At 36.0% G+C, this 23,723-nt stretch carries 19 protein-coding genes; 12 read left to right on the top strand and 7 right to left on the bottom strand.

Translation table 11 applies throughout. The annotated features are described in order from the left end of the window. Nucleotides 1–107 precede the first annotated feature (107 nt). Nucleotides 108–1,283, top strand: a complete 1,176-nt coding sequence (locus VB796_RS05100; protein WP_323345434.1) for a hypothetical protein — start codon at nucleotides 108–110, stop codon at nucleotides 1,281–1,283. 59 nt (nucleotides 1,284–1,342) lie between these two features. After that, a complete protein-coding gene (locus VB796_RS05105; RefSeq protein WP_323345435.1) occupies nucleotides 1,343–1,753 on the top strand; it encodes a DUF4296 domain-containing protein in 411 nt (136 codons plus the stop codon). A gap of 51 nt (nucleotides 1,754–1,804) precedes the next feature. Here the strand turns inward: VB796_RS05105 and VB796_RS05110 are convergent, their stop codons facing one another. From VB796_RS05110 to VB796_RS05125, 4 genes are all read right to left on the bottom strand, one after another. Beyond that, nucleotides 1,805–2,809: a Gfo/Idh/MocA family oxidoreductase gene (locus VB796_RS05110; RefSeq protein ID WP_323345436.1), complete on the bottom strand. Its 1,005-nt coding sequence runs from the start codon at nucleotides 2,807–2,809 to the stop codon at nucleotides 1,805–1,807. Between the two features lie 234 nt (nucleotides 2,810–3,043). Next, nucleotides 3,044–3,250 (bottom strand): tautomerase family protein, encoded by a 207-nt coding sequence (locus VB796_RS05115; RefSeq protein ID WP_323345437.1) that lies wholly within the window; start codon nucleotides 3,248–3,250, stop codon nucleotides 3,044–3,046. Between the two features lie 149 nt (nucleotides 3,251–3,399). Continuing rightward, the gene (gene ilvA / locus VB796_RS05120) at nucleotides 3,400–4,668 is read right to left on the bottom strand and encodes a threonine ammonia-lyase (protein WP_323345438.1); all 1,269 of its coding nucleotides are present in this window, start codon (nucleotides 4,666–4,668) and stop codon (nucleotides 3,400–3,402) included. A gap of 207 nt (nucleotides 4,669–4,875) precedes the next feature. After that, complete coding sequence (locus tag VB796_RS05125; protein WP_323345439.1) at nucleotides 4,876–5,310, bottom strand: hypothetical protein; 435 nt, start codon at nucleotides 5,308–5,310, stop codon at nucleotides 4,876–4,878. 453 nt (nucleotides 5,311–5,763) lie between these two features. Between VB796_RS05125 and VB796_RS05130 the strand changes: the two genes are divergently transcribed. The 3 genes from VB796_RS05130 (at nucleotide 5,764) to VB796_RS05140 (ending at nucleotide 10,128) form a co-directional block, all read left to right on the top strand. Beyond that, nucleotides 5,764–6,666: a hypothetical protein gene (locus VB796_RS05130; protein ID WP_323345440.1), complete on the top strand. Its 903-nt coding sequence runs from the start codon at nucleotides 5,764–5,766 to the stop codon at nucleotides 6,664–6,666. 130 nt (nucleotides 6,667–6,796) lie between these two features. After that, nucleotides 6,797–8,557: an ABC transporter ATP-binding protein gene (locus VB796_RS05135; RefSeq protein ID WP_323345441.1), complete on the top strand. Its 1,761-nt coding sequence runs from the start codon at nucleotides 6,797–6,799 to the stop codon at nucleotides 8,555–8,557. 410 nt (nucleotides 8,558–8,967) lie between these two features. Beyond that, nucleotides 8,968–10,128, top strand: a complete 1,161-nt coding sequence (locus VB796_RS05140) for an MFS transporter (RefSeq protein WP_323345442.1) — start codon at nucleotides 8,968–8,970, stop codon at nucleotides 10,126–10,128. Here the strand turns inward: VB796_RS05140 and VB796_RS05145 are convergent. From VB796_RS05145 to VB796_RS05155, 3 genes are read right to left on the bottom strand one after another with little or no spacing between them, the layout of a single operon-like run. After that, nucleotides 10,125–10,787: a DUF2490 domain-containing protein gene (locus VB796_RS05145; protein ID WP_323345443.1), complete on the bottom strand. Its 663-nt coding sequence runs from the start codon at nucleotides 10,785–10,787 to the stop codon at nucleotides 10,125–10,127. The two genes, VB796_RS05140 and VB796_RS05145, sit on opposite strands and share 4 nt — an antisense overlap. A 2-nt stretch (nucleotides 10,788–10,789) precedes the next feature. After that, a complete protein-coding gene (locus tag VB796_RS05150) occupies nucleotides 10,790–11,416 on the bottom strand; it encodes a DUF4956 domain-containing protein (RefSeq protein WP_323345444.1) in 627 nt (208 codons plus the stop codon). After that, nucleotides 11,355–12,179 carry a polyphosphate polymerase domain-containing protein gene (locus tag VB796_RS05155; RefSeq protein ID WP_323345445.1) on the bottom strand — a complete coding sequence of 275 codons (825 nt, stop codon included), beginning with the start codon at nucleotides 12,177–12,179 and terminating at the stop codon, nucleotides 11,355–11,357. Before VB796_RS05155 ends, VB796_RS05150 begins: the two co-directional genes overlap by 62 nt. A 743-nt stretch (nucleotides 12,180–12,922) precedes the next feature. On the opposite strand from VB796_RS05155, the gene VB796_RS05160 reads away from it, so the two are divergent. The 7 genes from VB796_RS05160 (at nucleotide 12,923) to VB796_RS05190 (ending at nucleotide 23,469) form a co-directional block, all read left to right on the top strand. After that, nucleotides 12,923–13,378: a hypothetical protein gene (locus tag VB796_RS05160; protein WP_323345446.1), complete on the top strand. Its 456-nt coding sequence runs from the start codon at nucleotides 12,923–12,925 to the stop codon at nucleotides 13,376–13,378. Between the two features lie 234 nt (nucleotides 13,379–13,612). Next, a complete protein-coding gene (locus VB796_RS05165; protein WP_416233513.1) occupies nucleotides 13,613–15,514 on the top strand; it encodes a YgiQ family radical SAM protein in 1,902 nt (633 codons plus the stop codon). Nucleotides 15,515–15,815: 301 nt separating this feature from the next. Continuing rightward, nucleotides 15,816–16,568 (top strand): lysophospholipid acyltransferase family protein, encoded by a 753-nt coding sequence (locus VB796_RS05170; protein WP_323345447.1) that lies wholly within the window; start codon nucleotides 15,816–15,818, stop codon nucleotides 16,566–16,568. Between the two features lie 257 nt (nucleotides 16,569–16,825). Next, a complete protein-coding gene (locus VB796_RS05175; RefSeq protein ID WP_323345448.1) occupies nucleotides 16,826–17,017 on the top strand; it encodes a hypothetical protein in 192 nt (63 codons plus the stop codon). 219 nt (nucleotides 17,018–17,236) lie between these two features. Further along, entirely contained in the window at nucleotides 17,237–20,077 is a 2,841-nt protein-coding gene (locus tag VB796_RS05180; RefSeq protein WP_323345449.1) for a PQQ-dependent sugar dehydrogenase, read from the top strand. A 338-nt stretch (nucleotides 20,078–20,415) separates the two neighbouring features. Further along, nucleotides 20,416–21,432 (top strand): sugar phosphate isomerase/epimerase, encoded by a 1,017-nt coding sequence (locus VB796_RS05185; RefSeq protein WP_323345450.1) that lies wholly within the window; start codon nucleotides 20,416–20,418, stop codon nucleotides 21,430–21,432. 438 nt (nucleotides 21,433–21,870) lie between these two features. Further along, entirely contained in the window at nucleotides 21,871–23,469 is a 1,599-nt protein-coding gene (locus VB796_RS05190; protein ID WP_323345451.1) for a hydrolase, read from the top strand. Nucleotides 23,470–23,723 lie beyond the last annotated feature (254 nt).

Raw genomic sequence — 23,723 nt, forward strand, 5'->3', positions numbered from 1 at the left:
CGAGTTCGTCAAATGTACTTAGTTACTCCACAAGGTAACTAAGTTACTCTTTCCTCAATTCTCTCAAAATCCCCTATCTTTACTAAAAAATTAAACAAGCAACCACAATGACCATTTTAGAAGTCGCTGACGATAAAAAATTACAACAAGAATTTCTTTTATTACCTGTAAAACTGTACGCTGAGGATGCTAATTGGATTCGTCCGCTCGACCAAGATGTTGAGAATACGTTTAATCCAAACAAAAATAAATACTTTAAACACGGTGAGGCTATCCGTTGGATTTTGCAAAATGAATCTGGCGAAACTATCGGTCGTGTAGCAGCTTTTATCAATCATGAAACTGCTCAAAAAGAAGAACAACCAACAGGAGGAATGGGCTTTTTTGAGTGTATCTCAGACGAAAAAATAGCTTTTTTATTATTTGATACTTGTAAAAATTGGTTGGCATCAAAAGGCATGGAGGCAATGGACGGTCCAATCAATTTTGGCGAACGTGATGCTTTTTGGGGCTTAATGACTAAAGGTTGGCAATACGAACCAACTTACAAAATGGCTTGGACAAAAGAATATTACATTCCATTTTTTGAGAATTATGGCTTCAAAGATTATTTCCAACAATTTGTGTATGTTTCGCCAATCAGGGCGGCATCGGTGGCGGATACTGTGGAAGACAAAGCTCGTAAGGTTTATGCAAATCCTGATTATGATTTCAGGCATATTGAAAAACGTAAATTAGAAAAATACGGGGAAGATTTTAGAACGGTTTTTAATGAAGGTTGGGCAAAATTTCCTGGAGTAAAAGCTATGAGTTCGGAACAGGCTCAGAGTTTGGTAAAAACAATGAAACCTATCATTGACGAACAATTGACTTGGTTTGCTTACGCAGGCGAGCGTCCGATTGCTTTCTTTATCGTTATCCCAGATATTAATCAGATTGTCAAGCACTTGAATGGTAAATTTGGTTGGTACGAAAAAGCAAAATTCGCTCTTTTGCTCATGCGTGGCGTGGTTACTCGTACTTGTGGGATGATTTTTGGCGTTGTACCCGATTTTCAAGGAAAGGGAATTGAGTCGGCAATTGCTTTGCGTTTCCGTCAGGCTGGGCGAGATAATCCACATTATCAATACGAAACTATCGACATGAACTGGGTGGGCGATTTTAACCCTAAAATGAACCGTTTTGTGTCGCAATTGGGTACAAGTCGTGACAAAGAATATATCACTTATCGTTTTCTTTTTGATAGAACAAAGGAATTTAAACGTTGTCCAAGAGTGGGATAATCTTTCTTAAAAATTCTTAACGGAGTAAAATCTATACAAATTCGCAGTAAATTTGAATTATGAGATTTAGAATTATTTTACTTGTATTTGCCCTTTGTGCTTGCAGTTCTGACGATAAGCCAAAAGATTTGATTGCTGAGGATAAAATGGCGGTCATTTTATCAGATATTCACATACTGGAGTCGCAGGTGAATGATATGCACATTAGCAATACTGATTCTGCCCTTTTTATTTATCAAAAATTAAAGGGAAAAACGTTGAAAAAATACAACATTGATACGGCAAACTTTAATATGAGTTTGCGGTATTATATTGCCAATCCTGCATCGTTGAAGAATGTTTATGTTGATGTAAAAAAACTTTTGGAAGAAAAAAAGAAGAAAATCCCAACGATTAAAGCAGGACAATACAGTAGAAAACAACCTGCTGATTCTACAAAAAGAGATTCGGCAAGACATAAATTGCCGTAACACAGACTTTAGTCTGTATGTCGATGATTAACATACAGACTAAAATCTGTGTTACGCTCTTACTTGTTCAATAATTTTGATTTGCTCCAAAACCTCCTCAGGTTTGATAAATAACGCTTTGCCATCAACAATTACATCATGTAGATTTTGGAATAATAAAGCCCAATTTCCAGTCAAAGTATCAACTGTTCCTCTAACGCCTAAGCCATTCATATCAGTGTTCAAAACTCCCATTTGAGAACTCGGCTCAATACCAAAACCTATATCATTTGGCTGTAAACCTGCTTTTAGGTGGTCTTCTTGTACATCAATTCCATATTTTACGAATGACCCCTTTGTTCCATGAATAATATATCTTGGAGAATCTTCACGAACTAATAAACTCGACCTGAGCGTAACTTTCAATTTGCCATAATCCAAACGAATATCAAACGCATCTTCAATTTCAGAACCTTCTCTTTGCGTAAAAGACTGTCCCCAAACGCTTTGTGGAGAACCGAAAAGAACAATGGCTTGGTCGATGATATGAGCTCCCAAATCGTATAAAATTCCATTGGCAGGGCTAACCGTTTCTTTCCATTTTTTAGGATTCAAAACAGGTTTAAATCGGTTAAAATGAATTTCAAAATTCAAAATTTCACCCAATAAACCATCTTCAATGATTTTCTTTACGGTCATAAAATCACTGTCAAAACGGCGATTTTGGAAGATTGTCAATAGTTTTCCTGTTTCTTTTCCCAACGCAATGAGTTCTTCCGCTTCTTCGATAGTTGCGGTAAAAGGTTTTTCTACCAAGACATTTTTGCCTGCCAATAACGTTTTTTTAGCATACTCAAAATGCGTTGAATTGGGTGAACAAATACTTACCAAGTCGATAGAATCATCTGTCAAAACTTCCTCTAAACTTTTGGCAACATTGACATTGGGGAAATATTCCTTCGGATTTTGACTATTAGAAACAATCGTTTTAAGATTGAAATTTGGATTGGTTTCAAAAAAGGGAGCTTGTAAATATCTACCCGATAAACCAAAACCAATAAGAGCGACGTTGAGCATGATTATTTTATTTTGTAACCCGATGCCTCTGCATCGGAATATTATTCACTGTAAAATCGGCTGGAAGCCTGTTAATAGTGGTAACTCGCAAGATGCGAGCTACTGGGTGAGATTGGCTGACGAATATTCCTTTGTATGGGATTGCTGAGATGCTTTAGTACGGTTATTATTGACTATAAATCTCTAACATCGGTAACTCGTAAGATGCGAGCTACCGATGTTAGGGATTTGTAGTTACTTTTGTTTGTTCAATTCTTCTTTTATTTTTTGTACACTAACACCCCCAACAGCGATATCTTCGTCAGGTTTTTCATTTATTGTTATAAAAAACAAATGTTTTGGTATTCCTGTAATTTCTACTGAAATATCTGTCAGTTGTGTTATAAGTTTCTCTTTTACTTCTTTTGTTAATTTCCCTGCTGTAAATTCAATTATTGGCATATTTCAGAAAGTTGTTTTGCGTAAGCATACACAGCAAACGGCTTTATAATAATCATGCTCAGTGTGTTGCTTTCGTTAATGTTGTTTGTTTTTTGTAGCCCGATGCTTCCGCATCGGAATATAATTGCGTTCGATGCGAAAGCATCGGGTTACACCAATACCGAAAATAAATCAGGTTGTTCGTTAAGTTCTTGATAAACAATATTTTCTGCTTTCATTCTGTCGATGAGGGCAGCGTAATCTTCTCTGGTTTTTAGTTCTATTCCTAATAAAACTGGCCCTGATTCTCTACTTGTTTTCTTCTGATATTCAAAGAAAGTAATGTCGTCGTCTGGCCCTAAAACGTTATTCAAAAAGTTACGTAATGCTCCTGCACGTTGCGGAAAACGTACCATGAAATAATGTTTTAGCCCTTCGTAAAGTAAAGACCGTTCTTTGATTTCTTCGGTGCGAGTGATGTCATTATTGCCCCCAGAAACCAAACAAACCACATTTTTACCTTTGATTTGCTCCTTCATAAAATCCAAAGCCGCAATGGTCAAAGCTCCTGCGGGTTCGGCCACGATGGCAGATTCGTTGTATAACTCCAAAATGGTTGTACAAACTTTTCCTTCGGGAACAATGATGATGTCGTCTAAATTTTTTTGACAAATCGCAAAAGGAATCTCACCTACTTTTCCTACCGCCGCACCGTCCACAAATTTGTCAATTTTATCTAATCCCACCACATGACCTGCATCAATACTTGCTTTCATAGACGCCGCCCCCGCAGGTTCAACGCCAATGATTTTGGTATGTGGCGATAACTGTTTGAAAACCGTAGAAATCCCCGCAGAAACGCCTCCGCCACCAATGGCAAGGAATAAATAATCAATTTTTATATCGGCATCTCTAAAAATCTCCAGTCCGACAGTAGCCTGCCCCGTAATAACATCAATATCATCAAATGCCGACACGAAAGTAGCGTGATGTTCTTCACAATATTGTTTGGCGGCATTGGCGGCATCATCGTAAGTATCGCCTACCATCATTACTTCAATATCGTTTTTACCAAACATTTTTACCTGCTTGATTTTCTGATTTGGGGTAGTTGTAGGCATAAAAATGGCTCCTTTTACACCCATTTTGTGGCAAGCATACGCCAATCCTTGAGCGTGATTTCCCGCAGAAGCACAGACTACACCTTTATCTAATTCCGATTTAGAAAGTCTTGCCATTTTGTTGTACGCTCCTCTGATTTTGTAAGAACGAACAATTTGTAAGTCTTCCCTTTTCAAGAAAATATTTGCCTCATAACGCTCCGAAAGAATTAAATTTTCCATCAAAGGTGTGTGTACGGCTATTCCACGTAGTTTTTCAGCAGCTTCGTAGATGCTTTCTAAACTTGGTGCAACGATTGTTTTAGTTTTATTGCTCATGAAGTGTTTGTGTTTTGATGTTCGGGGTTTGAATCTCAAATTGCATCCAAATTAGACCATTGATAATACGGATTGGACTGATTTACACGGACTATAATAATTTTAATCTGTGTGAATCAGTCCAATCTGTGCTATCTGTAGTCTAATTTTAAGGAGTTTTAAAATCATCGGATGCGTAAATCAATTCTACATTCTAAACATCGAAAATTATTCTAAAACTATCTTCCCGTCACGGTCGATATTTGTTCTTTTGTCGAAATGAAAATCATAGAAACCTGCATTGCCCGATTGAGTGTCAACTTTTATTGAGCTACGTCCCATTTCTAAGCCATCGTTGTCGTAAGCTTTGGCGGTAACTTTTCCTTTGAATTTTTTAGAGAAAATTAAATAGACACTCAAAAGATTGTCTGTTCCTCCATCTTTATCACTTTTCAGCGTTACTTTTCCGTTGGTAATCCCTTTATCGATGAGGGCTTCTGTATAAGTTAATTTAATGGCACGAGCTTTTTTTACACCTGTTTCAATGCCTTTTACCATTGTGCCAGCGGTTTCTCCAATTTTTTCGGTAGAGTTACTCAATCTGTCGCAAGATGAAACCATGGTTGAGAAAGCTAAAATACTGAGAATTAATACTTTTTTCATGATGTTGGAATTATAGATTCTTCCTCCAAATTTAGTGAAAATAAATGGTTCATTTAATATTTATCCGTTAGGGTAAAATATGACACTTTTGGCAATTACCGTTTAACCAATTTATAATCGAATTTTCTGCTTTGAGTCGCAGGAACTTTGCCAAAGGTTTTAACTATTTGGAAGCGATAATTTGGGCGTAAAATTACTTCTATATATTGGGGGCTTATAGATATTTAAAGTACCATTTGCTCAATAATCTCTAATTTTATTTGATTGTACTAAAATTTACAATATTTTTACATATCTCTTCTAAGTAGTTAATTCTTAAATACTCACCAGAATTAATATTCAGCATCACTAATAGGCATTTAATTTTTTTACATTTCAACGATTGGCTATTCTCCCTCTGATTAGCACAGAGGATAGCGTGTATATCTTAGTAAACTTTAAACAATTTCAATCATGAAAAAAAACAATTTCTTACGTTTGTTAACCATAGCAAGCGTAACCGCCATGACTATTTGGGCTTGCCAAACCAACGATTTAACAAGTCCTGTTTCGTCAAATGAAGAAACCAATGTATCAAGTGCCAAAGTGGCGGCTTGTCCTCCTGTGTATGCTTTGGTTTTATTGGGAAGTGCTGGCTCGCCTGTTCCTGCGGGTTTTGCATCGTATATTTATAAAGTAAATCCTTGCTCGTCGCCTGTTGGTTTTACACCAGTTTCACAAATTAAAATTGGAGGTACTCCTGTGTATTCGGTAACAGGTCTTTGTGATATGTATGGCGTAGCTGATATGGCTTGGGCAGTTACGGGCATTAATTCAAATTTCCCTCAAAAATTGTTGAGAGTAAAAATATCAACTGGAGTTGCTTCTGTGGTAAGCACAACGACTGCTCCTTTGCAAGATATTGAAAACTATGGCAATACATCCTTATTTGTAGCCATTAAGGAAGGAACTTCCCAGCTTTTGAAAGTGGCAGTTCCCAGTGGAGTTACGACTATATTTGCTCCTGCTGGACCAACAGCACAATATAATGGATTGACTGTGGTGGGTACTAAATTTCAAGCTATTTCGGGTTTAACCAATTTAATTTGTAGTCCAAACAGTGGAGATATTTTTGAGTATCCAAATACTGGAGGAGCCTATACAGGTAAATATTCGTATAAAAATTTACCTGCTAATGGTATTTGGACGATGAAAGAATTAGGCTTCCATTTTGATAGTTGCTGTAGTAAACGTTGGATGGTTGGTAGTTCGTCTAATATTCTGTCTCACAATATAAATGTTACCGCTTGTTTGCCATCAAATCCCGTATTGTTATTTCAAACTCGCCCAATTTATGATTTCATGGTAAAACCCTAAACGAGAACTTAAATTTTTATATTGGGGTTTAGTTTAATATGCTTTAGGCAGTAAGCCGTATGCAATAAGCAAGTTTAGCCTATTGCATACAGCTTACGATATTAACCAACCATTCACGATTATATCCCCGATGAAAATACTATTACGTTATCTGAAAAAACACCAAACAACCGTTTTTGGAGCTTTGTTTTTAGCAGCAATCAATCAAATTTTTTCTCTTCTTGACCCATTTATTTTTCGCAAAATTATTGACGATGTAGCAAATGTGTATCGCTCAAATACACATACCGTTGAAGATTTTTTACACGCTATTATTCCACTAACATTAGCGTCTATCGGAGTGGCATTTGTGAGTCGGGTAGCCAAAAATTTTCAGGATTATTTTATCAATACCGTTACTCAAAAAGTGGGGGCTCAAATCTATGCAGACGGTATTAGCCATTCTTTAGAATTACCTTATGAATCTTTTGAAGACCAACGTTCGGGAGAAACTTTAGGGAAATTGCAAAAGGTACGTACCGACGTTGAGAAAATTATCACCGTAGGAATTAATATTCTTTTCCAATCGGTTATTGCTCTAATTTTCATTTCGATTTATGCATTTTCGGTACATTGGATGATTTTGCCTTTGTTTTTGATAACGGGCCCACTCATTGCATGGATTAGTTCAGTGTTGAGCAAAAAAATCAAAACGATTCAGATTCAAATCGTGAAGGAATCAACGGGTTTGGCAGGTTCAACGACCGAATCTTTACGTAATATCGAATTGGTAAAATCATTGGGTTTGGCAAAACAGGAAATTGCTCAGTTGAATGCCACGACTCAAAAAATCTTAAAATTAGAACTCAAAAAGGTGCGTTACGTGCGTTCAATGTCGTTTGTACAAGGAACGGTCGTAAACTTCTTGCGTGCGATGATGGTGTTGGTTTTGATTTATTTGATTTACGAAAACAAAATTACACTTGGACAATTTTACTCCCTGAACATTTATTCATTCTTCTTATTTGGGCCACTCCAAGAAATTGGTAACGTAGTAAATACTTACCGTGAGGCGGAGGTTTCACTGCAAAACTTTGAAGATATTTTCAAGATTCCAGTGGAAGTAAAACCTGCTAATCCATATCCAGTGATTAGCATTGATTCGCTTGAATTTCAAGATGTTAAGTTTAAACATCAATCTGCGAATAAAGACGCTTTGCGTAAAATTAATTTCAAGGCACAACGTGGCGAAACCATTGCTTTTGTAGGGCCATCGGGGTCGGGAAAATCTACTTTGGTGAAATTATTGGTTGGACTTTATCGTCCGAAAGAAGGAAAAATTTTGTACAACGGACATAATTACGACGAAATTGACTTCGACCAACTCCGTGAACGCATCGGTTTTGTAACGCAAGATACGCAGTTATTTTCGGGAACAATTCGAGAAAATTTATTATTCGTAAATCCAACGGCAACCGACGAACAATGTTTGGACGTATTGAGAAAAGCCGCTTGTCATACCCTTTTAGACCGTGCTGAAAATGGCTTAGATACCATCATCGGAGAAGGTGGCGTAAAAGTATCGGGCGGAGAAAAACAACGTTTGAGTATCGCCAGAGCCTTATTACGTAATCCGAATTTATTGGTTTTTGACGAAGCAACCTCTTCATTAGATTCATTGACGGAAGAAGAAATTTCAGAAACCATCCGTGAAGTTTCGGAAGGCACAACGCATTTAACCATCGTAATTGCTCACCGCCTCAGTACCATCATGCACGCCACCAATATTTTTGTGTTAGAAAAAGGAAAAATAGTAGAAAACGGCTCGCATGAAGAATTATTGGAAAACAAAGGTTTGTACTATGCGATGTGGAGACAACAGGTTGGCGAAAAAGATTTAATCGAAGAATAATATCAGTAGAGACGTTGCCTGCAACGTCTTTATCGCAACGTTTTGACCCACAATGTCTTTATCACAATGTTTTGACCCACAACGTCTTTATCGCAGTTTTGACCCACAACGTCTTTATCGCAACGTTTTGACCCACAACGTCTTTATCGCAACGTTTTGACCCACAACGTCTTTATCGCAACGTTTTGACCCACAACGTCTTTATCGCAACGTTTTGACCCACAACGTCATTATCGCAACGTTTTGACCCACAACGTCTTGATAGCAACATTTTGACCCACAATGTCTTGATAGCAACGTTTAATTTAGATTATTCAATAAATTTATTATGAATATTGTTGCCTGTAATGCCCTCTAAGACGTTGCAGGCAACGTCTCTACTATAAATATTGATTCTCAAACACGCCACGATGAAACGGATTTTACCCATTATTGTCATTTCTCAATTTTTCTGTACGTCGCTTTGGTTTGCAGGAAATGCCATTTTACCTGATTTAGCCAAACATTTTAATATTGAGGCGAATAATATCGCTCATTTAGTAAGTGCCGTTCAGTTTGGTTTTATATCGGGAACTTTCGTTTTTGCTCTTTCTGGACTGGTGGATAGATTTGTGGCTACTCGTATATTCTTTGTTTGCTCCATTTTGGCGGCTTTGTGCAATATTAGCGTTGTGATTTTGCCAACAACAGAAGCTATTTTGTTGATTTCTCGCTTTTTAACGGGTTTTTTCTTGGCAGGCATTTATCCCGTAGGCATGAAAATAGCTTCCGACCATTACCAAAAAGGTTTGGGCAAATCGTTGGGTTTATTAGTAGGAGCTTTGGTATTGGGAACGGCTTTCCCGCATTTTTTGAAAGGATTTAATACCAATTATTCGTGGGAATTTGTCCTTTGGGCTACTTCTGGACTTTCGGTTTTGGGTGGTTCAATGATGTTAATTTTTGTACCCAAAGGTCAATTTTCATCAGTTTCTAAGAAAATTGATTTCAAAGCGATTAGTAACGGCTTTAAAATCCACAATTTCCGAAGTCCAGCTTTGGGATATTTTGGACACATGTGGGAATTATACACTTTTTGGGCATTTTTGCCCGCCTTGATTTTGTCTTATAAAAATCAGCATTATCAAACAGATATTAATGTTGCTCAATGGTCGTTTGTGATAATTGCTTCTGGTTCGGTGGCTTGTGTTATTGGAGGTTATCTTTCTGAATATTTTGGAATGAAAACTGTTGCTATTTCTGCTCTTGGTTTGTCTTGTCTCTGTTGTTTGATTTCTCCAATTTTACTTACTTATGCCAATGCTCCTGCTTTATTTTGTTTCCTATTATTTTGGGGAATGGTCGTTATTGCAGATTCGCCATTATTTTCAACTTTAGTCGCTCAAAATGCCCCAGTAGCATCAAAAGGGACATTGTTGACCATTACCAATAGCATTGGTTTTTCTTTAACAATTATCAGTATTCAGTTTTTAGGACTATTGTCAAGTGTGATAAATACCAATTATTTATACACTTTTTTGGCTATTGGTCCATTGTTGGGGATAGTTATGCTTCTTAAAAAAGAATCTTAAAATTTGAATTTATAGCCTAATCCAATAATCGCTCCAGATGATTCTGTTCCAACTAAATCCACATTAGAAAATACCGATACATCAACAGCATGGTGTTTGTTAAACTTATAAGAAATACCTGCTTTAGGGCGTATTTGGTCAATTTTTGCTCCAATTTCATAGAATATATCTCCCGAAATATAAGGCGTGAATTTCGACTTATTCGGATATGATATTTCTAATTTGTTTCTTAAATAACTGGTATCAAAATCAGTTTCTCCGTCATTATCTTTAAATTGACTTTGATAACGTAATCGGTTTTCAAATTTCAAAAAGCCTAATTTTCGTTCATAGGATAAATCTGCATAAAAACGATGACGACTTTTAAACTCCTTTGTTTCATTTTTTCTTCGCTCAGTATAACGGTAGTTTCCTGAAATTTCAAAGTTTTTTAGAAATTTATAAGATAAACCAATCTCTCCAATATAGGTCTGAGCATAAGAGACATTCTCTACAATTCTTGCTTGACCGCTGAGAGATACGGATAATTTTTTGGTTATTTTTTTCTCTACACTAATGCTATTCCACAAAGCTAAACCCTCATTTTGGGCATAGAGTTGATTGAAAGTGAATGTCAATAATAAGAGAATAATGAAAGGGTGAAATGATGATATTTTCATGTTTATTTTTCGTAATAATACATAATCAGTTGTACAGAGTCTTTCAAAAAATCATAATCCTGGATTTCTACTCGATGAATATTTAGTCCTGTTCTTGCACTCAAATCTTCTATTAAAAGTTCTCTATTGGCAGGACTAATCAATCCTATTTTATCATAAGTTACTACTTTTGTATGTTCTTTTTTGATAAGCCAACTTCCTTCTAATAAGGCAGTTATCAGTAATAAAATAGTTGTTGTAAATAGTAGCTCTTCCCAAGAATTCTTACTGATTGCCGAAATCAAACCGATAGCAATAACAATAAAAAGATAGGTCATGTCTTTGGTAGAAATCCCTTCAGTACGGTAACGTAGCATCGAAAAAACTGCAAACAAACCAAAGGCTGCTCCCATGCTCATTTCTACTTTATTGAGAAGGTAGGTAAGCAAAAATATAATTACATTGAACCCAAAAAAAGTAAGAAAATGGTCTGTCCGACGATAATGTCTGAAATAAATAATTCTGATTAAAATAAAAACTGCAATAATGTCAAATGCAAATTGTGTTAAAAATTGGGCTGACGAAGCACTAAGCCATTGAATATTCAGAAGGGTGTGGGATGAAAGTGTTATTGATTGTAAATAAGTCATATTGGTTAATGGTCTTTTGTAAATGTAAATATTTCGATTTGAAACGGTTATATTTTATGGTAGGTTGAGTGCTGATAACCCCCAAACAATACTTGCTAATTGAGCCTTCACGTAGGTTGTATTTTCTGAAAATATCAATAATTGGAGATGACCCCAATTGTTCTTGTTTTACCTCAGCAATAGCGATTTTAGGAAAATTTACTTCTTGATTATTTCCTTGAAATTGTAAATTAATATCAATCGTTAAACGCTCAGGACTTGTTCTGTTGACGAAGGTCATTCGACGGTAATTTACGCCTAAATTCTCTTGAATGTCATAAGGTCTGTACGGACTTGTTTTTTCTAAAAATTGAGACATTTGTGGGCTAAATACCTCATCAGGACTTCCTTCTATTCGTTTTTTGATGGTTCTTCCTTTATTATTTTTATGCTTAATTTCTAAAAACGATAATGACGAATTAAGATATGTTCGAAATCTGATTTTATACCGACTACCCCTTCCAGATTGATGATGATGATATAATTCCAATTGTTGAGTATCAAAATAGCGACTTTCATAAGCAGATAATCGTTCCCCTTTCACTTCTAAAATTCGGTAAAGTGGCAACGCTTCTTCCAAAATTTGCGGTAAAAGATGAATAGGAATAATATATTTTACGTCAACTCGATTCATCAGGCTAACACCATCCATTTGTTTGAGGTCAATTTTTTCAAACTTCGAGGTAATAACTTTAATTTCTTCTATATAAAATGCTGGATTCATAGTATTTGCAAAATCTATAACTGCTTGATTACAAGTGGAAACGACTTGTTTTGGTCGTTTTGGTTGAACTAAAGTTTGATAAATTTAAGATAGAGACATAAAATCAAATCGGAACTATCTACAATTTGTCGCAGAATAAAATTAGCCCACAGATTGTACTTATTCAACGGATTTACACGGATAAATTTAAAGAAAAATCAGTGTAAATCTGTTTTATCTGTTCTATCCGTGGGCTAATTTTGTCTTCCGACAAATTGTAGATAATTCCGAATCAAATAGATGTTCATTGGTCTTAATCAATGATATAAATTTTTGATTACAATTGCAAATCTCATGGATAAATGGCTCTCTTGGTTTATCAGATATACACAACATGACGTATAACTATTGCCAAATAATTGAAATGTTATGGATGTTTTATTTTTTTGTTAAAAAATGATTAATGTCTATTGGGTTAAAAATCAGTATTTTGTGCATGGAAAATGCCTGATAATTAATGATGTTTTTCTTTGAATTTTAAAATAACCGTTGACTAAATGCACTGTTTAATAAGTTTTTTCAACTTCCCGAAAGTGGAAAAAACTTTCGGGAAGTCCCCCAATCAAACATTTTAGGGTGAAAATTATTCAGAAAACTTATTAAACAGTGTACTAAATAGCAAGATCTGTACTTTGATTAATCTTAAAAAAGTTAGATATTTACCAAAAACTAAGGCAAATTTCTCTCCCCAAATCATTATTGTCATGAAAAATACTATTTACTGTTTTATAATCTGTACGTTCTTAATTGTTCAACAATCCTTTGCACAGTCTCCTGTTTCGTTTCCAGATGGAATTACAGTTGGGAATCCAACCGTTACTATACCTGCGGGAAGTTCTTATAAATTAGCAGTAAGTGGCGGAATTATTACTGAAAAAGTACGTGTAGCAACCAGTGGAACTACTTTTTGGGCTGATTACGTTTTTGAACCAGCTTATAAACTTCGTCCATTAAAGGAAGTAGAAACGTTCATTAAAGAAAATAAACATTTACCAGATATTCCTTCAACAGCAGAGGTTTCTCAAAATGGCATTGACCTTGCTCAAACACAAGCTTTACTTTTACAAAAGGTAGAAGAATTAACACTTTATGTAATCGAACAAAACAAGAAAATTGATAAATTAGAAAGAAAAGTACGTGTACTTAGCCATAAAAAGTAAGAGCGTTTACTTTCAGAATTAACCAAAATAAAAAAGCCAAGATTATAGCCCAAAAGGTAATCTTGGCTTTTCTATTTTACCAATCATAAATAACCAATATCTTCGATAACATCTTGAAAACCATAAACATAAATAATGTGTTAACAATATTGTTGCGGTAAATGGAAATGTAGATTGATAGAATTAAAATCAATTTATTAAAAATCAACAGGTTATATCGCTTAATTTTGTATTATGATTACGATAAGAGAAAGACCAATTGGTCATTGGTTGCCAATTACGAAGAAAGAAGTTGAACAGCGTGGCTGGGAACAATTAGATGTTATATTGATTTCGGGAGATGCCTACGTGGATCACCCTGCTTTTGGTGCGGCCGTTATCGGGCGTATTATTGAGAGTGAAGGTTTTAGAATTGGTATTATTCCACAACCTAATTGGCGTGATGACCTTCGTGATTTTAAAAAAATGGGTACGCCAAAATATTTCTTTGGCGTAACGGCTGGCTGTATGGATTCGATGGTGAATCATTATACTGCCAATAAAAGATTGCGTTCAAACGATAGTTATACTCCAGGTGGTGAAGCGGGTTTTAGACCTGACTATGCCACAACCGTTTATACCCAAATCCTCAAAAAGATTTATCCAGACATTCCTGTATTGATTGGTGGTATTGAGGCTTCATTGCGTCGTGTGACTCATTATGACTATTGGAAAGATGAATTATTACCGACTATTTTGGAAGATTCGGGGGCGGATATGTTGGTTTACGGAATGGGCGAACAACCCCTGAGAGATATTTTGAGATTGGTAAAAAGTGGTGTGCCGTTAAATGAAATCCGTGATGTAAAACAGATTGCTTACTTAGATGATAAGCCTGTTCCAGCTCATGAAACATGGGAAACCGTAGAATTAGCAAGTCATGAGGTGTGTTTGGAAGACAAAATAAAATACGCTTCCAATTTCAAAATTGTGGAGGTAGAATCTAATAAATGGCAAGCCAATCGTATTCTCCAAAAAGTGGGAGAGAAGACCTTGGTCATTAATCCGCCTTTCAAAACGATGGAAGAACAAGAAATGGATAAATCTTTTGACTTGCCATATACTCGTTTGCCCCATCCGAAATACAAAAACCGTGGAGCAATTCCTGCTTATGAAATGATTAAGTTTTCGGTCAATATGCACCGAGGCTGTTTTGGTGGTTGTAGTTTCTGTACGATTTCGGCTCATCAAGGGAAATTTGTAGCTTCTCGTTCCGAAGAATCCATCATGAAGGAGGTAAAGCAAATTGCCGAACACCCAGAATTTAAAGGGTATATTTCAGATTTGGGTGGGCCTTCTGCCAATATGTACCGTATGAAAGGCAAAGACGAATCTATTTGTGCGAGATGCCAAGCTCCAAGTTGTATCAATCCTGTGATTTGCTCAAATTTGGATACGTCGCATAAACCTCTCACGGATATTTACCGAAAAGTGGATGCTTTGCCCGAGATAAAAAAGGCTTTTGTGGGTTCTGGGGTTAGATATGACCTTTTGGTAGATGATTTTAATAAGAATAATTCCGACGGAAATCACGATGAATATATGGAGCAATTAATCACACGACACGTTTCGGGTAGATTGAAAGTTGCCCCCGAACATACTTCTGACGCTACGTTGAAAGTGATGCGTAAACCTGGATTTAAGTATTTTAGAAAATTCAAGGAGAAATACGATAAAATTCAGGATAAGCATGGTTTGAATCAGCCTTTGATTCCGTATTTCATCAGTTCTCACCCTGGTTGTGAAGAACAAGATATGGCAAATTTGGCAGCAGAAACCAAAGATTTAGGTTTTAGATTGGAACAAGTACAGGATTTTACGCCAACTCCCATGACCGTTGCGGAGGTAATTTACTACACAGGCGTACATCCATATACCTTGCAACCCGTTTATACAGCCAAAACCAAAGAGGAAAAACAAAATCAAAATAATTATTTCTTTTGGTACAAAAATGAATTTAAAAGTTGGATTAGACAACGTTTACAAAAACTAAAACGTCCAGATTTAGCCCAACAATTATTAGGAGACGTAAATCCAAATCCAAAAAAGAAAGAAGGTCCAAGAAAGGACTACACAACCTATAAACGAAAATGGTAGAGACGTTGCCTGCAACGTCTTTTTATTGCCTGCAACATCTTTTTTATTGCCTGCAACGTCTTTTTATTGCCTGCAACATCTTTTTTATTGCCTGCAACGTCTTTTTATTGCCTGCAACATCTTTTTTATTGCCTGCAACGTCTTTTTATTGCCTGCAACGTCTTTTTATTGCCTGCAACATCTTTTTGATTGTTTAAAGAGATTTTTATTATCCTTTCAACAAAGACGTTGCAGGCAACGTCTCTACAAATCACAAAATTTATTGTCAGCAAAATTGCCTTAAACCGCATCTTCAATCAACATGAGAAAAGCATTTGATTTTTTCCTCAGTAGTATTTATTTAGTGTATTTCCTTCTGATTTTGTTTATTTTTCATCCCATACAAATTATCTGCTTTGAACTTTTTGGTCAGCGAACACATCAAAAATCAGTTCATTTGTTAAATTTTTTTCTACTCAACGGAGCAAGAATTGTGGGTACACGCCTTTCATTTATTCAACAAACGTCACTTCCAACCGATAAACCCATTATTTTCATTGCCAATCACCAAAGTATGTTTGACATTATTGGCATGATTTGGTATTTACGCAAAAACTTTCCTGTATTTGTCTCAAAACGAGAATTAGCAAAAGGAATTCCTTCTATTTCTTATAATCTTCAAAAAAGTGGAGCTGCCCTCATTGACCGTGAAGATGGCAAACAGGCAGTTGTGGAAATTGCTAAATTGGCAAAAATGATAGAAGCAACAAAATTTTCTGCTTCGATTTTTCCCGAAGGTACACGCTCACGGACTGGAACAATGAAACCTTTTGCAGTAGGAGGAGTAGCTATTTTGATGAAAAAAGCACCCAATGCACTCATTGTCCCTGTTGCCATTGAGAATGTAAACAAAATGAATCCTAAAGGTTTTTTTCCTCTCAAAAGCTTTCAACATCTAAAATGGACTGCCCTTGCACCTATTGACAGAACCAATAAAACTCCAGAAGAAGTAGTAGAAGAAGCCCGAAAAGCTATTTCTGCTATTGTTGAGAATAATAGTAACAAACAATTTTAAATATTGACACTCCCATTCTAATAAGCATAAGTAGATTAGGGTTTTGTGTTGTAAGTCGTTATTAATCAGGATATTGTGACATAGTCAAAATAAACTAAATCCAACCCTTACTTAGCTTTAAATAGGATTAATGATAGCTATATATTTCTACCAAAATATTTTTGAAAAAAAGTTTAAATTAGGTAATTCTACGCTAAAACCACAAAAAGTTGCTTCATACCTTTGCCTATTATTAAACTTATAAAATAAACACCTCCATGCAAAACTTTGGAATTCGCTACAACAATGAAATAATTAGGGTTTTTCGTTATGAAAAAACCGCACTTAGATACAAAAACAATACTGATTTACCCGTTATGATTGTGCTTACGGATGAAGAACTTACGGAATTTCCAGAAGGCAGTCCATATTATGAGGATACGAGCAATATTTCTCAACAAGGTTCTTAATCTACTTTTATTTTTAGTGTGACTTCTTGTTTTACTCCAATCGGTGAAATTTACTCACCCTTCTTTGCTATTGCCTTCACTCGACTTAATCTCATCCCTTAAAAAAGGCGATGAATCGAATTAATATTCCCAATTGTCGAATATTTAATAACTTTCTAAGTTTTTTTTGCACTTTTACTCTCTTAAAATCAATCCCAATTATTACCAACCTTTCAAATGATGAAAAATTTATTGTTATGTTCTGTCAACTTACAAAAACCTAAACAGGCTCTTGCTAAGTTTTCAGCTTTTCTTTTCTGTCTAACAATCACTAATCTTTCTCTTGCTCAAAATGCTCCTGAAGAAAACCGCTTTACGAAAGTTGTTTTGGGGGATAAATTGGACGAACCAATGGAAATGACCTTACTAAAAGATGGTCGTGTTCTCTTTGTGGAGCGTAAAGGGGCTTTGAAGCAATTCGACCCAAACACGGGAGTTATCAAAACAATCGCTGCGATTCCTGTAAATACAAAATACACCAACGCCAAAGGACAAAAACGTGAAGCAGAAGAAGGTTTGATGGGTTTAATTCATGACCCAAATTTTGAAAAAAATCACTGGATATATATGTACTATGCCGACACTGCCAAAACGCAACACGTTTTGGCTCGTTGGGAATTGAAAGGTGACGAATTAGTAGCAAGTTCTAAAAAAGTCGTTTTGGAAGTCCCTACGCAACGTGAAGAATGTTGCCACACAGGCGGAGGAATGGTTTTTGATAAAGCAGGAAACCTTTATTTGACGGTTGGAAACAATACATCAAATAGTGGTTCAGACGGTTACGCAAACCTTGACGAAAGAAAAGGTTGGGCGTATTGGGACGACCAACGTGGTGCTGGAAATACTAATAGTTTAACGGGTAAAATATTGAGAATTACTCCCAAAGAAGATGGCTCATACACGATTCCAAAAGGCAATTTATACGAAACATTACCAAACAATGGCGATGGTTTAGTGAAGAAGGAAATTTATACAATGGGACACCGTAATCCGTGGCGACCAACTATCGACAGTAAAACGGGTTATTTGTATTGGGGAGAAGTAGGGCCTGATGCCTCGGTTGATGGAGAACAAGGACCAAGAGGTTACGATGAATTTAATCAAGCAAGAGGTGCTTCAAATTTTGGGTGGCCTTATTTTATTGGTGATAATAAAGTTTATACAGACTGGGATTTTGAAACAAAAAAAGTTCGTCCAGATTCAAAATATGACCCACTAAATCCAATTAATGATTCTCCAAACAATACAGGTTTGAAGAATTTACCACCAGCCCAAAAAGCATTTATTTGGTATCCTTACGGTATTTCAGAAGATTTCCCGTTAGTTGGAAGCTCAGGAAGAAGTGCTACGGGCGGCCCTGTTTTTCATAAGTCAGACTTTCCGAATGGACAAAGAGTATTCCCTGATTATTACGAAGGAAAATGGTTAATTACCGATTTTATGCGTGGTTGGATTATGTCCGTTTCAATGGACGAAAGCGGTAATTATAAATCAATGGAGCGTTTTATGCCAAATACAGATTTTGGTAGTGCCATTGATATGGATTTTGCTCCCGATGGAGATTTGTACGTTTTAGAATACGGTTCGGCATGGTTCAAAGGAAATGATAATGCCAGACTCGTAAAAGTTGAATATAATGGCGGAAACCGTATGCCAAAAGTGGTAGCTTCGGCGGATAATTTAACGGGTGCTGCACCATTGAAAGTAAATTTCTCTTCAAAAGGAACGATGGATTATGACGGAGATAAATTAACATATTTATGGGAAATTAAAAGTAAAGCAGGGAAACGTGTTCTTAAAACAGAAAACCCAAGTATAACTTTCGACAAAGCAGGAACTTACGATGTAACTTTAACCGTAAAAGATAGCAAAGGCGAAACAAATAGTGAATCATTGGAAGTAAAAGTGGGTAACGAATCACCTGCTGTGGCTTTTAATATCAAGAAAGGAAACAAAACTTTTTATTTCCCGAATAAACCAATCGAATACGAAGTGAGTGTTGCCGATAAAGAAGACGGAGATTTGAACAGCGGAAAAATTAAGCCTGACCAAGTATCGGTAAGTATTGATTATTTGCAAATTGGTTACGATAAAATCGAAGCATCTCAAAATCATCGTGGCGTTGATGCCTCAGCTTTTGCGTCAATGGGCGAAAGAATGTTGAACAAAAATGACTGTAAATCTTGTCATATTATTGATACTAAATCGGTTGGGCCAAGTTATCGTGATATTGCTACAAGATATAAAAGCGATGCCAAAGCGATTGAAAACCTTTCAAATAAAGTAATTGCTGGTGGCGGAGGCGTTTGGGGCGACCACAGAATGGCTGCTCACCCACAAATTTCACAAGCAGAAGCCAATATCATTGTTGAATATATTTTAAATATCAACGAACCTAAAACGGCAAAATCATTACCAACAAAAGGAAATTATGACACCAAAGTTCCAACAGGACAAAAAGAAAATGGTTCATACATTTTACGTGCAGCCTATAAAGATAAAGGTACAAAGGTGATGAAATCTTTGGCAACGGAAGATTTAATCGTTTTGAGAAATGCCAAATTGAACCCTGAAATTTCGGATAAATCAAAAGGTACACAATTGACCATTACGCCAATGCGGTCATTCTCAATGGTTGGCAATAATGCTTATCTTGCTTATAATAACGTGGATTTAACAGATATTAGCGAAATTGAAATTGCAGGACAAGCACAAACCAGAGTTGGGGCATCAGGCGGAATTGTAGAGATAAGATTAGATTCTCCAACAGGAACAGTTATTGGAAAAAGTGAACAAATTGAACCACAAGAAGTAAGGTTTGGTCCTGCACCTGCTGCACCTGCGGGTAGTGCCGCACCGGCAGCACCACAACGCAGACCACCGAGTAAATTCAAAATTGCTGTTCCCGCTAATTCGGGGCAACATGATGTCTATTTTGTCTTTAAAAATGATAAAGCAAAAGACTCACAGATAATTATGTCAGTTTCTGCTATCGAATTTAAACCTGTGGGGGCAAATTAATTTGACAAATTAGTATTTTTATCCTAAAAGGATTTAGGTTTGCAAAATCATGTAGAATAGCTTGTTGATAACTTATGAGTTCATCTATTGGCTTTTCTCAAATTGCTTTTCGCTTAATATAATACGGAACTATCTACAATTTGTCGCAGAATAAAATTAGCCCACAGATTGTACTGATTCAACGGATTTACACGGATAAATTTAAAGAAAAATCAGTGTAAATCTGTTTTATCTGTTCTATCCGTGGTCTAATTTTGTCTTGCGACGAATAGTAGATAATTCCGATATAATATTACTTTAAGGTCTTAACTATAAAACTTATCAATCAAGATTTTACAATGAAAAATGAAATTTCACGTCGTGGGTTTATGTCAATCATTCCTGCAGCAGCCGTTGGCGTATTATTGAGCAAGAGTTCTATTTTCGCCAGAAATGTAAATGGACCAGAATTAGGAAAACCTAATTCAAAATTTGGTGGAGTTCAAGTGGGCGTAATTACGTATTCGTTCAGAAGTATGCCACATGATATTGACCAATTATTACAATTTTGCGTAGCTTCTAATATAAGTGCTATCGAAATGATGGGCGACCCTGCCGAAACTTTTGCGGGAAAACCTGTAAGTCCGATTAAAATGCCACCAATTCCACCAAAAGGAGGTCAGCCACAAAGAACACCATTGACGGATGAGCAGAAAAAGGAAATGGCAGATTATAACAGAAGAGTAGCAGAATGGAGAGCAACTGCTTCGATGGATAAATTTGTTGAGATTGGTAAGAAATTTAATGAAGCTGGTATTACGATTTATGCTTTCAAACCAAATGCGTTTGGAGTAAATAATACCGATGCAGAAATTGAATATGGTATGAAAGCCGCTAAGGCATTAGGAGCGACTTCGGTAACAGTAGAAATTCCAACCGATAATACCCAAACAAAAAGATTAGGAGATTTTGGTTTAAAGCATAAAGTTTATGTAGGTTATCATGCACACTTACAAGCGAATGATACACTTTGGGATACAGCTCTTGCTCAATCACCATATAATTCATTGAATCTTGACTGTGGACACTACATTGCCGTAGGTGGAAAAAATACAAAAGAATCTCTATTGGCTTTAATTGAAGCAAAACACGATAGAATCACAAGTATGCACATGAAAGACCGTACTGCTGATGGTAAAAATAATTTAGCGTGGGGACAAGGAGATACGCCAATCAAAGATATTTTGTTATTGGTGAAAAACAAAAAATACCAAATTCCAGTAACCGTTGAATTGGAATACGATATTCCAGAAGATTCAGACGCAGTAAAAGAAGTAGGAAAATGTGTTGAATTTGCCAAGAAAATTTTAGTATAAAGTAAATAAAAAGCCTTATTAAAAGCTCTCAACTTTTAATAAGGCTTTTTTAATAGACTTCCTGCGAAAGTGTTTTATGATTGAAAAATGGTATATTTTCGAGTGAAAATAGCGGGAATATTGAAAGCATAGCAGAGAAATGGGGGGATGCCCAATCTTGAAAAATTTTTCGCTATTTGTAGCTGAAAAGATGTTGTTTTACGACTTAAAACACTTTCGCAGGAAGTCTAATGGACAAATATTCCCTTAATTCTCTGCAAAATACAAAAGCCTTCACTTGTATTTCAAATATTATTTTTGGAGATAAAATAATAACAAATCCTTAATAGGTTCAGATAATAAAATTCACGCTTATTGACAGATATTTGCATAAATATTTATAAATTCATCACTCATAAACGTTTTTATAATTTTATTTCATCAAAACCAACCTAAATCATGTTTCATTTCTCTAAAATTAAAGTCTCATTTGTTGCAGCGTTGACAATTGGAGCAATGTTGACGAGTTGTCACTCTGTTGACGAATTCGTACCAACAAATTCAAATCAAAGTAAATCAGCCAAAATTCAAGCAATTGCTCTTTCAGAAGGTTTTGAAGTCGGAGCAACAAGCCCCAAAACTGCTTATGATGTTGCCCCGACTGGCTCAAGTAGTGGTGACAATGTTACACTTCAAGCAAAATCATGGAATCTATATGACGGATTAATCGGTAATACAACCGCTGATAAAAAAGCAGGAACATGGTCTGCTCGTATCAGAAATACAGGAAAGCTTTCCATGTTATTTAATCAAACAACAGGAATTAGCACTATATCTGTAAAACACGCTACCTACGGAACAGATGCCGCTTCAACATGGGGACTTTGGTATTCTATAAATAGTGGTAGCACTTGGACTCAGTCTGGAACTAACGTAACAACTACCGCAACGCTCCAAACAAGGACATTTACCTTAAATATAACAGGAACAGTTCGTATAGAAATTCGTAAAGCAACAGGCGGAACCAACCGTATCAATATTGATGACATTGTAATCAACGATAATGCAGGTACTGGTGGCGGTGGAGGAGGAATTCCGGGAAAGAAGTTCCTTTTTGATGCTACAAAATATGAAAATGCAGGTAGTGCAGATTGGTTGATTGATGCCGATGGAACAGTAAGTGTACCCACATATACAGGAGGAACAACCATAGAAAGTTCAGCACAAAGAATTCCAACACCATCATATACAGGTATCACAGCATCAACACCAGAAACATATTGGAAAGGAGGAATGTCAGCTTGGGCAGTTGAATTGGTGAAAAGAGGACATTTTGTCGAAACACTTCCAGCAGGTACTGCAATTACTTATGGAAATACATCAAACCCTCAAGATTTGAGCAACTATGATGTATATATGTTAATTGAACCAAACAGATTATTTACTGCGGCAGAAAAAACAGCAATTATGAATTTCGTCGCTAATGGAGGTGGACTAATGCTCGTTGCAGACCATACCGCAGCAACAACAGCGGGTACAGATGCAAATGGCTATAACCCGTCAGATAGAGATGGAGATGGTTATGACTCTCCAAGAGTTATCAATGACCTAATGTTTAATAATGGAATCAATAATAATAATCCATTTGGCTTTACTATCGACTATGTTGATATTGACGAGCAACCAACAACTAAAGTTTATACTGGAACAAATACCAATGCACAAAAACTATTAAACGGATTAGCAGGCACAGCAAGTAAATTAGCATTTTATGGAGGAACTTCTGCCACTTTAAATCCCAATACAAATGCAAACGTGCAAGGATTATTTTGGAGAATGGGAGGAACTATCGGAAACAACGCACAAGTAATGGCATTATTATCAACTTATGGAACAGGTAGAATAGTCTTTGTAGGAGACAGCTCTCCATCTGATGATGGCACAGGTGATACTAACGATAATTTATTTAATGGCTGGTCAGGAGACGCACCAACTGGTTATACCTCACATCCAGCTTTACACTTGAATGCAGCCCTTTGGTTAGGGAAAGCACAGTAAGCGTAATGTTATCACTTTATATAAGACGAGTCACGACTTTAATCAACGTGACTCGTTTTTTTTATAATTATTTTTTGAAAAAGTTTAACTATTATGTTTGAGTATAATTGCTTATTTTTCAATGTACAAAAAACATTTATTTTTTTATTTTATAAGTATTTGATAGTCAATGCATTTGTGATTTCTTTTTATTTTTTTGTTATATAGTTTGGTAGTTTAAAATAAAAGGTAGAACTTTGCACTCCGAAACGACG

The sequence above is a fragment of the Arcicella sp. LKC2W genome, from assembly GCF_034931005.1.
Taxonomy (GTDB): Bacteria; Bacteroidota; Bacteroidia; order Cytophagales; family Spirosomataceae; genus Arcicella.

Excerpts from the sequence above, each read along its gene's own strand:
- VB796_RS05130 (WP_323345440.1), top strand. The coding sequence starts at position 5,764 with ATGAAAAAAAACAATTTCTTACGTTTGTTAACCATAGCAAGCGTAACC.
- VB796_RS05100 (WP_323345434.1), top strand. The coding sequence starts at position 108 with ATGACCATTTTAGAAGTCGCTGACGATAAAAAATTACAACAAGAATTT.
- ilvA (WP_323345438.1), bottom strand. The coding sequence starts at position 4,668 with ATGAGCAATAAAACTAAAACAATCGTTGCACCAAGTTTAGAAAGCATC.
- VB796_RS05105 (WP_323345435.1), top strand. The coding sequence starts at position 1,343 with ATGAGATTTAGAATTATTTTACTTGTATTTGCCCTTTGTGCTTGCAGT.
- VB796_RS05145 (WP_323345443.1), bottom strand. The coding sequence starts at position 10,787 with ATGAAAATATCATCATTTCACCCTTTCATTATTCTCTTATTATTGACA.
- VB796_RS05135 (WP_323345441.1), top strand. The coding sequence starts at position 6,797 with ATGAAAATACTATTACGTTATCTGAAAAAACACCAAACAACCGTTTTT.
- VB796_RS05175 (WP_323345448.1), top strand. The coding sequence starts at position 16,826 with ATGCAAAACTTTGGAATTCGCTACAACAATGAAATAATTAGGGTTTTT.
- VB796_RS05165 (WP_416233513.1), top strand. The coding sequence starts at position 13,613 with ATGATTACGATAAGAGAAAGACCAATTGGTCATTGGTTGCCAATTACG.
- VB796_RS05110 (WP_323345436.1), bottom strand. The coding sequence starts at position 2,809 with ATGCTCAACGTCGCTCTTATTGGTTTTGGTTTATCGGGTAGATATTTA.
- VB796_RS05140 (WP_323345442.1), top strand. The coding sequence starts at position 8,968 with ATGAAACGGATTTTACCCATTATTGTCATTTCTCAATTTTTCTGTACG.
- VB796_RS05125 (WP_323345439.1), bottom strand. The coding sequence starts at position 5,310 with ATGAAAAAAGTATTAATTCTCAGTATTTTAGCTTTCTCAACCATGGTT.
- VB796_RS05115 (WP_323345437.1), bottom strand. The coding sequence starts at position 3,250 with ATGCCAATAATTGAATTTACAGCAGGGAAATTAACAAAAGAAGTAAAA.
- VB796_RS05170 (WP_323345447.1), top strand. The coding sequence starts at position 15,816 with ATGAGAAAAGCATTTGATTTTTTCCTCAGTAGTATTTATTTAGTGTAT.
- VB796_RS05150 (WP_323345444.1), bottom strand. The coding sequence starts at position 11,416 with ATGACTTATTTACAATCAATAACACTTTCATCCCACACCCTTCTGAAT.
- VB796_RS05190 (WP_323345451.1), top strand. The coding sequence starts at position 21,871 with ATGTTTCATTTCTCTAAAATTAAAGTCTCATTTGTTGCAGCGTTGACA.
- VB796_RS05185 (WP_323345450.1), top strand. The coding sequence starts at position 20,416 with ATGAAAAATGAAATTTCACGTCGTGGGTTTATGTCAATCATTCCTGCA.
- VB796_RS05155 (WP_323345445.1), bottom strand. The coding sequence starts at position 12,179 with ATGAATCCAGCATTTTATATAGAAGAAATTAAAGTTATTACCTCGAAG.
- VB796_RS05180 (WP_323345449.1), top strand. The coding sequence starts at position 17,237 with ATGAAAAATTTATTGTTATGTTCTGTCAACTTACAAAAACCTAAACAG.
- VB796_RS05160 (WP_323345446.1), top strand. The coding sequence starts at position 12,923 with ATGAAAAATACTATTTACTGTTTTATAATCTGTACGTTCTTAATTGTT.